The 6,847-nt window shown below is 44.6% G+C and carries 8 protein-coding genes; 4 read left to right on the forward strand and 4 right to left on the reverse strand.

All coding sequences use genetic code 11. From position 1 onward, the window contains the following. Positions 1 to 109: 109 nt before the first annotated feature. On the reverse strand, positions 110 to 724 hold the full coding sequence (locus FS666_RS18530; RefSeq protein ID WP_144463697.1) for a TetR/AcrR family transcriptional regulator: 615 nt from the start codon (positions 722 to 724) through the stop codon (positions 110 to 112). A gap of 165 nt (positions 725 to 889) precedes the next feature. Here FS666_RS18530 and kynU point away from each other — a divergent pair, with 165 nt between their 5' ends. The 4 genes from kynU (at position 890) to kynB (ending at position 5,203) form a co-directional block, all read left to right on the forward strand. Then, entirely contained in the window at positions 890 to 2,167 is a 1,278-nt protein-coding gene (gene kynU / locus FS666_RS18535) for a kynureninase (RefSeq protein WP_144463696.1), read from the forward strand. A gap of 160 nt (positions 2,168 to 2,327) precedes the next feature. Further along, positions 2,328 to 3,107 carry a tryptophan 2,3-dioxygenase gene (gene kynA, locus FS666_RS18540; protein WP_244943965.1) on the forward strand — a complete coding sequence of 260 codons (780 nt, stop codon included), beginning with the start codon at positions 2,328 to 2,330 and terminating at the stop codon, positions 3,105 to 3,107. Positions 3,108 to 3,196: 89 nt separating this feature from the next. Next, on the forward strand, positions 3,197 to 4,546 hold the full coding sequence (locus tag FS666_RS18545) for a sodium-dependent transporter (RefSeq protein ID WP_120072249.1): 1,350 nt from the start codon (positions 3,197 to 3,199) through the stop codon (positions 4,544 to 4,546). 24 nt (positions 4,547 to 4,570) lie between these two features. Beyond that, positions 4,571 to 5,203: an arylformamidase gene (gene kynB / locus FS666_RS18550; RefSeq protein WP_144463695.1), complete on the forward strand. Its 633-nt coding sequence runs from the start codon at positions 4,571 to 4,573 to the stop codon at positions 5,201 to 5,203. 55 nt (positions 5,204 to 5,258) lie between these two features. Here the strand turns inward: kynB and FS666_RS18555 are convergent, their stop codons facing one another. The 3 genes from FS666_RS18555 to FS666_RS20585 form a co-directional block, all read right to left on the reverse strand. Then, positions 5,259 to 5,453 (reverse strand): Rpn/YhgA-type helix-turn-helix domain-containing protein, encoded by a 195-nt coding sequence (locus tag FS666_RS18555; RefSeq protein WP_144463694.1) that lies wholly within the window; start codon positions 5,451 to 5,453, stop codon positions 5,259 to 5,261. A gap of 61 nt (positions 5,454 to 5,514) precedes the next feature. Further along, positions 5,515 to 5,757: an Rpn/YhgA-type helix-turn-helix domain-containing protein gene (locus FS666_RS20580; protein ID WP_306463602.1), complete on the reverse strand. Its 243-nt coding sequence runs from the start codon at positions 5,755 to 5,757 to the stop codon at positions 5,515 to 5,517. A 116-nt stretch (positions 5,758 to 5,873) separates the two neighbouring features. Beyond that, the gene (locus FS666_RS20585; protein WP_306463603.1) at positions 5,874 to 6,428 is read right to left on the reverse strand and encodes an Rpn family recombination-promoting nuclease/putative transposase; all 555 of its coding nucleotides are present in this window, start codon (positions 6,426 to 6,428) and stop codon (positions 5,874 to 5,876) included. Positions 6,429 to 6,847 lie beyond the last annotated feature (419 nt).

The raw sequence follows: 6,847 nt of genomic DNA on the forward strand, positions 1-6,847 counted from the left end.
GTCTTATGCTTGTCGCCGATAAGCAGGCACTCTCCGCCTTTCCTTATCCTTTATCTCATTACGGAGTGCTCCAGTTTGTACGTCGCTAAACGGGCGCCTTCCGCTTTTCTTATTTATAAAGTCCCCCGGTATAGAGCTCCGCCAGGTTTTCAGAGACGGCATCCAAGTTTTCTTCAATTTCCCCTAGGACAAGCTCCCACATGACCTGTTCATTCATGTAAAACCATCCCTTTGCGATCAGGGAGGCGTCAAACTTTTCGTTTGCCAATCCTGCTTCCTGGACAAATTGAATATCCTTTGTAATTCCTTCGATAAAACGGGCGCGGATGTGATTCCATTTTTCTTCAACGATTGCCGAAACACCGATCGCTTCTTTTACAACCTTCATCATTTCCTTTTCTTCCAAGGCTGACTGCATGAAAAGGCGTGTCTGCTTTAGAATTTGTGCGAACGCTTCCTCTTTGGTGCGGGGCTTGAAAGGAAGGCCGGCGACGTCATACATCTTTTTCATGATCGTTTCCATCAATTCCGTAAACAGCTCGTCTTTATTTTTGAAATAGACGTATGCAGTGCCGTAACCCGTGTGCGCAAGCTTATTGATCTGCGTCATAGTCGCCTTTTGAAAACCGTTTTCCAAAAAGACCTCGCGGCCCGCATTCAAAAGGTTTTCCCTCGTCCGCATCGCCTGGAGCTGCCGCTTGGATAGTTGTTCAGAGCCGTCCATCCTATTCGCTCCTTCTCTCAGTTTAGCAATATTTTACCGCGTTCTATGTTTATAGGCAATCAAAATGATGATATAATGTCATTGACATAATATCATTGACTAGCAGTATTCGATTCGGTTATAGTAAATTTATACTGAAAATTCAGGGGCGAAGGAGTAGGTAAAATGGCTGAGACATTATCAAGAGAATATGCCAGACAGTTAGATCAAGAGGACGGACTGAAGAAATACAGGGATGAATTTTACATCCATCCCGGAACGATTTATTTTGACGGGAATTCTCTTGGACTATTGTCAAAAAGAGCAGAAGAATCACTTTTGTCCATGCTTGATTCATGGAAGAAGTTCGGAATTGATGGTTGGTTAAAAGGAGACAATCCATGGTTTTATTTTTCAGAAAAGCTCGGTAAAATGAGCGCTCCATTGATTGGTGCTGATCCGGAGGAAGTGATTGTAACCGGATCCACAACCGTCAATTTGCATCAAATCTTATCGACTTTTTATAAGCCTAATGGGAAAAGGACGAAAATTTTAGCGGATGAACTGAACTTTCCGACGGATATTTATGCGATCAAAAGCCAGCTTCGGGTCCACGGGCTTGATCCCGAAGAGCATTTGATCCAGGTAAAAAGCCGGGACGGACAGACGCTTGATGAGAACGACATCATTGAGGCGATGACGGATGAAGTGGCGATCATTGTTCTGGCAGGCGTCCTGTACAGGAGCGGACAGATTTTGGATATGGAACGTTTGACGAAAGCTGCACACGAACGCGGCATTTTGATTGCGTTTGATCTGTGCCACTCCATCGGTTCCGTTCCCCATTCCTTGAGCGAATGGGATGTGGATTTCGCTTTCTGGTGTACGTATAAGCATCTAAACGGCGGGCCAGGTGCGGTTGCCGGCATGTATGTGAACAAGAAGCACTTTGGAACGAGCCCTGGGCTTGCAGGCTGGTTCAGTTCAGATAAAAATAAGCAGTTTGACATGGAGCATGAATTGACGGCGGCACCTGATGCCGGATCAATGCAAATGGGGACACCGCATTTGCTCAGCGCAGCACCGCTATTGGGGTCTCTGGAAATGTTCGAGGAAGCGGGCATTGAAAAAATCCGCGAAAAGTCGCTGAAAATGACCGAGTATATGATGACGTTGATTGATGCCGAACTAAGCGGGTTTGGTTTTACTGTGGCCAATCCTAGGGATGATGAAAAAAGAGGCGGCCATATTTTCCTCGAACACCAAGAAGCAGCAAGGATTTGCAAAGCATTGAAGGAAAACAACGTCATACCGGATTTCCGTACGCCGAACGGGATCCGCCTGGCGCCAGTCGCACTATACAATACTTTTGAGGAAGTGTGGCAGGTTGTCCAGATTTTGAAAAAAATCATGGAAAATGAAGAGTACAAGAAATTTGAAAATAAACGTGATGTTGTCGCATAGCAGGGATGGAGGCCGGCTCTGCCGGACGTCCCTGTTTTATAGCCGCCCATGAAGGCGCTCACAAAATTAAAAGGAGGAGACAACATTGTCAAAGTCCATATCAGAGCTTTATAAAAAGCTAGACAGCGAGAAGGGAATCCATACCGATTTTAAAAACAACATGACCTACGGGGATTATTTGAACCTGGATAAAATTTTATCAAGCCAAAAGCGGCTGTCCGATCATCATGATGAAATGCTGTTCATCATTATCCACCAGGTGAGTGAGCTGTGGATGAAGCTGATTCTGCACGAATTGACAGCTGCCATCAAAGCGATTGATGAAGACGAGATGCATTCTGCATTTAAGATGCTGGCACGTGTGTCCAAAACACAGACGCAGATCATTCAGGCATGGGATGTCCTGTCAACTTTGACACCGGCCGAATATTTGGAGTTCCGGGACTCCCTTGGCCAGGCATCCGGATTCCAGTCTTATCAGTACAGACTGATTGAATTTGCGCTCGGATATAAATCAACCCATATTTTAAAAATCTATGAAAAAGATCCGGAAGTTCATGAGGCGCTGGAGTTGGCTTTTAAAGCTCCAAGCATTTATGATGTGGCTATCAAGGCGCTGGCCCGCGCCGGGTTTGATATCAATCCGGAACTGTTGGACCGTGATTTTTCAAAAGTGTACGCCGGCGACCCTACGGTAGCAGCAGCCTGGCGGGAAGTGTACCGCAATGTGGACAAATATTGGAGCCTGTACGAGCTTGCCGAAAAGCTTGTCGACATCGAAGACTGGCTGCAGCAGTGGCGTTTCCGCCATATGAAAACCGTTGAAAGGATCATCGGCTTCAAAGTGGGAACCGGCGGATCTTCAGGGGTCAACTACTTAAAGCAAGTGTTGGATCATCGATTTTTCCCTGAACTTTGGGATTTGAGAACTGAGTTATAAGGCTGTTTTGCAACCATCACTGGCGCATATGGGCTGGTGATGGTTTTAGATAAAAAATAATCAGACGGTTTAGAGCAGGGGGAAGAGCAATGGAGGAGAGAAAAGATCAATGGTCATCCAAGCTGGGCTTTATTTTGGCTTCGGCGGGTGCCGCAATCGGGCTTGGCGCAATTTGGAAGTTTCCTTATGTAACGGGTATGAGCGGGGGAGGAGCCTTTTTCCTCATTTTCGTCGCATTTACATTATTAATCGGACTTCCGATGCTGGTTTCTGAATTTATCATCGGACGGGGGTCCGGTGTTGAAGCGATCAGTGCTTATAAAAAGCTGGCTCCGGACAGTTTTTGGGTATGGGTCGGAAGGCTTGGAGTGCTCGGCTGTTTCCTGCTGCTTTCGTTTTACAGCGTTGTCGGCGGCTGGGTGTTGATTTATACCGGAATGTCCGTTGTAGGCAAGGTGATTGGCGACGGCGCCAATTATCCGGAATTGTTCGGTTCTGTCATCGGAAGCCCGGGGGTGACCCTTTTGGGATTGCTGCTATTTTCATTGATTAATATTTTAGTCATTGCCATGGGAGTCCAGAACGGAATCGAAAAGGCAAATAAATACATGATGCCGCTTTTGTTCATCTTCTTTATTATTCTTGTTGTTCGTGCTTTGACGCTGGACGGGGCAATGGAAGGGGTCAAATTCTTCCTGGCACCGGATTTCTCAAATATAACAGGTGAATCGATACTATACGCTTTGGGACAGTCGTTTTTCTCGCTTGCAGTCGGCTTTTCGTGTATGGTGACGTACAGTTCCTATTTAAAAAGGGACGTCAGTTTGACTTCTTCTGCGGGATCAGTCGTTGGAATGAACATTTTTGTTTCGCTGCTTGCAGGCCTGGCGATTTTTCCGGTCGTCTTTGCGTTCGGATATGAACCTGCCGAAGGACCTGGCTTGCTGTTCATCGTACTGCCTTCGGTATTTGCACAAATGCCGTTTGGTGAATTATTCTTAAGTCTATTCCTGATTCTGTTTTTATTTGCCACTTTGACATCATCATTCAGCTTGTACGAAATTATTGTAGCCGCATTCACGGCGAACGGAAAGCGTTCACGGAAGCCGGTTACCTGGATTGCCGGATTGGTCATCATTATTGCAGCAATTCCTGCGGCACTTTCTTCAAGCAGCCTGGCGGAATTCACGATTTTTGGAAAAAGCGTATTCGATGCGACCGACTACCTTGTCAGCAACATCATGCTGCCATTTGGAAGCCTTCTGATTGCATTGTTCATTATTCACCGAATGGACAAAGCGCTTGTAAAAGAAGAGTTCCAATTGAACGGATCGGGTTCAGCGGGCTTGTACTCTTCTTGGCGCGTCTTGATGACATGGGTTGTGCCGGTTACGATTGTTTTAGTATTTTTGAATACACTAGGGATTATAAAAGGATAAGTGTTAACTAAGGCGGTGGAAAAAGTGGAAGAGCGAAAATGGATCGACATATCGCAGCCATTGACGAATGATATCGGCGTTTGGCCGGGGGACACGCCGTTTGCTTTCAGGCTTAGTTTTACGAAGGAGCAAACGGGCTCCGTGAACATCGGCCAATTTACAACAAGTGTCCATACAGGGACGCATGTTGATGCCCCGTATCATTTTGACGAGCACGGGAAGAAAGTGCACGAGCTGGATCTCAATTTGTATGTTGGGCGAGCACGGGTTGTTGATGTGACAGGGTGTGAAATGGTCGGAAAAGAAGAACTGGAGCGGTTTGACTTGGAAGGAGTGGACCGGCTGCTTCTTAAAACAACGGATGGAAGGGACTTAAACCGATTTCCGGAAAAATACACCGTTTTCCGCGAAAATATCGGCCCTTTTCTAAAAGAAAAGGGAATCCGCCTGATTGGAACGGAGAGCCCTTCCGTCGATGCAGTCGACAGCAAAACAATGGATGCCCACCACTCGCTTAACGATAATGGCGTCTTTATTTTGGAGAACATCGTGCTGTCTGATGTGGAACCGAGCGACTACGAATTGATCGCTTTGCCGCTTTCCATTGAAGGGGCGGATGGGAGCCCGGTGAGGGCTGTGTTGAGACCAATTAGTTGAAACCAGGGGGGACATTGCTATCGAGCGGCAATGTCCTCCTATTTTTGACAGGGCCTCATAGTTTGTCTAGAAGTTTTTCGATTTCCTCTTTATCCAATTGGGTAATTTCAACGATCAAATCAATGGACAGACCTTTTTGCAGCATTTGGAGTGCTACTACTTTCTTTCCTTCCATTCTTCCTTTTTCTTCATATGAAATGGGTAATTCCATAAATTCATTCTCAAAGGGCTGTTTTTTAGATTTTTCCACTGTTTTCCTCCTCAGATATATATAGATGCAAAAGCTTTTCACATTAGAAGATCAGAAGGGTTTACAGCTCCTTGCGAAGCTTTTCAATCTCTTCTTTATTCAGCTGGGTAACTTCAGCAATCAAGCCTGCGGATAATCCTTTTCTTAGCATTTGCAGGGCAACTTCTCTTTTTCCTTCAAAAATTCCTTCTTTTCTTCCCTCCAATTTCCCTTCTTTCCGTCCAATTGCCTTCCCTTTTTCTTCATATGAAATGGGCAATTCTAAAATTACATCAGCTTCCGGCAGCTTTTTGACTTCTTCCATCAGTTTTTCCTCCTCCTTTTCATCGAGCCTTAAATATGTTTCGAAAAATCCGTAGATCAGCCGCTGTCGCGCAGGATCGAGTTTCATTCTGGCCATCATTTTCAGGAATTCAATTTTTACTTGAATCCGTTCCTTTTCGGAGTACCCATTTTGCTCAGCAGGGCGGCAGCCGCGGGGTTATTTGAATGGATGAATGCCCGCCAATTCTGTTTGCGCAAATGAAGCGTCATAAAATTAAATGTCAATACATGAAAGAATGGGAATGACATCGTATATTCATTTTCTTCCCAATTTTCATCATAGGTTAATACAGCGATGGGAATGATAGGCTTGCGGTATTTATTGTACAATAGACTGAAATATTGATACATCCGTTCGTGAAAATGCGGCTGGGCGGAGCTTTGCGGTTCGATATGAACGATAATAACGACATCCGTCCCCTTCAATTTTGTTTCGACAACCACATCGAGCCTGCGTGTGCTCCCTTTGATCAAATCGGTATGGACTTCCTCAGACAGTGGTTTAATTGATTGAAAATCAATATTGTCATGTACTTCCGGGAAAAATGCATCTAAGAATTCTTTGAAAAACGTGTGAATAAGCTGCTTGAAGAGTTGATCATGTTTCGTGTAAGAGGCGGGTTTTTCTTTGACCAGTGTTATTGGGGACATTGTACCACATCCTTGATATGTAGTGGTGCAATCGCTACGGGGGGATTTCTATAAATAGGATAGCATAAAAAAGAACAGGAACGAGAGTTCCCGTAATATTTTCAAAGTTAATATTTGAATATAAACGGAAATATTTTAGCACGTTTGAATGGATTTTAATCTAATCAAATGTCTGAAGACGAATCAATATTTTGTATTATAGATGACAGAAAACACCCGACCACTATATCAAATCAGTATGCTCAATATAATGGCCGGGTTTTGTTTTTTAACATGGTTTGACCAAGTTATTGTTATGATCGCTCTCTTAAAGCCTTCTTAATCACCTTAAATGACCCTTCCTCATCAAGATCTCCCTATTTAGCCCCTAAATGAACTTGGACAATAAGAGTAAAAATTATTATACTGCTTAATGTACC

It is taken from the genome of Siminovitchia fortis (assembly GCF_007681465.1).
GTDB lineage: Bacteria > Bacillota > Bacilli > Bacillales > Bacillaceae_C > Siminovitchia > Siminovitchia fortis.

What these genes read in the sequence shown, in the direction of transcription:
- FS666_RS18530 (WP_144463697.1), bottom strand. Translation starts at nt 724, where the DNA reads ATGGACGGCTCTGAACAACTATCCAAGCGGCAGCTCCAGGCGATGCGG.
- kynU (WP_144463696.1), top strand. Translation starts at nt 890, where the DNA reads ATGGCTGAGACATTATCAAGAGAATATGCCAGACAGTTAGATCAAGAG.
- kynA (WP_244943965.1), top strand. Translation starts at nt 2,328, where the DNA reads ATGACCTACGGGGATTATTTGAACCTGGATAAAATTTTATCAAGCCAA.
- FS666_RS18545 (WP_120072249.1), top strand. Translation starts at nt 3,197, where the DNA reads ATGGAGGAGAGAAAAGATCAATGGTCATCCAAGCTGGGCTTTATTTTG.
- FS666_RS20580 (WP_306463602.1), bottom strand. Translation starts at nt 5,757, where the DNA reads ATGGAAGAAGTCAAAAAGCTGCCGGAAGCTGATGTAATTTTAGAATTG.
- FS666_RS20585 (WP_306463603.1), bottom strand. Translation starts at nt 6,428, where the DNA reads ATGTCCCCAATAACACTGGTCAAAGAAAAACCCGCCTCTTACACGAAA.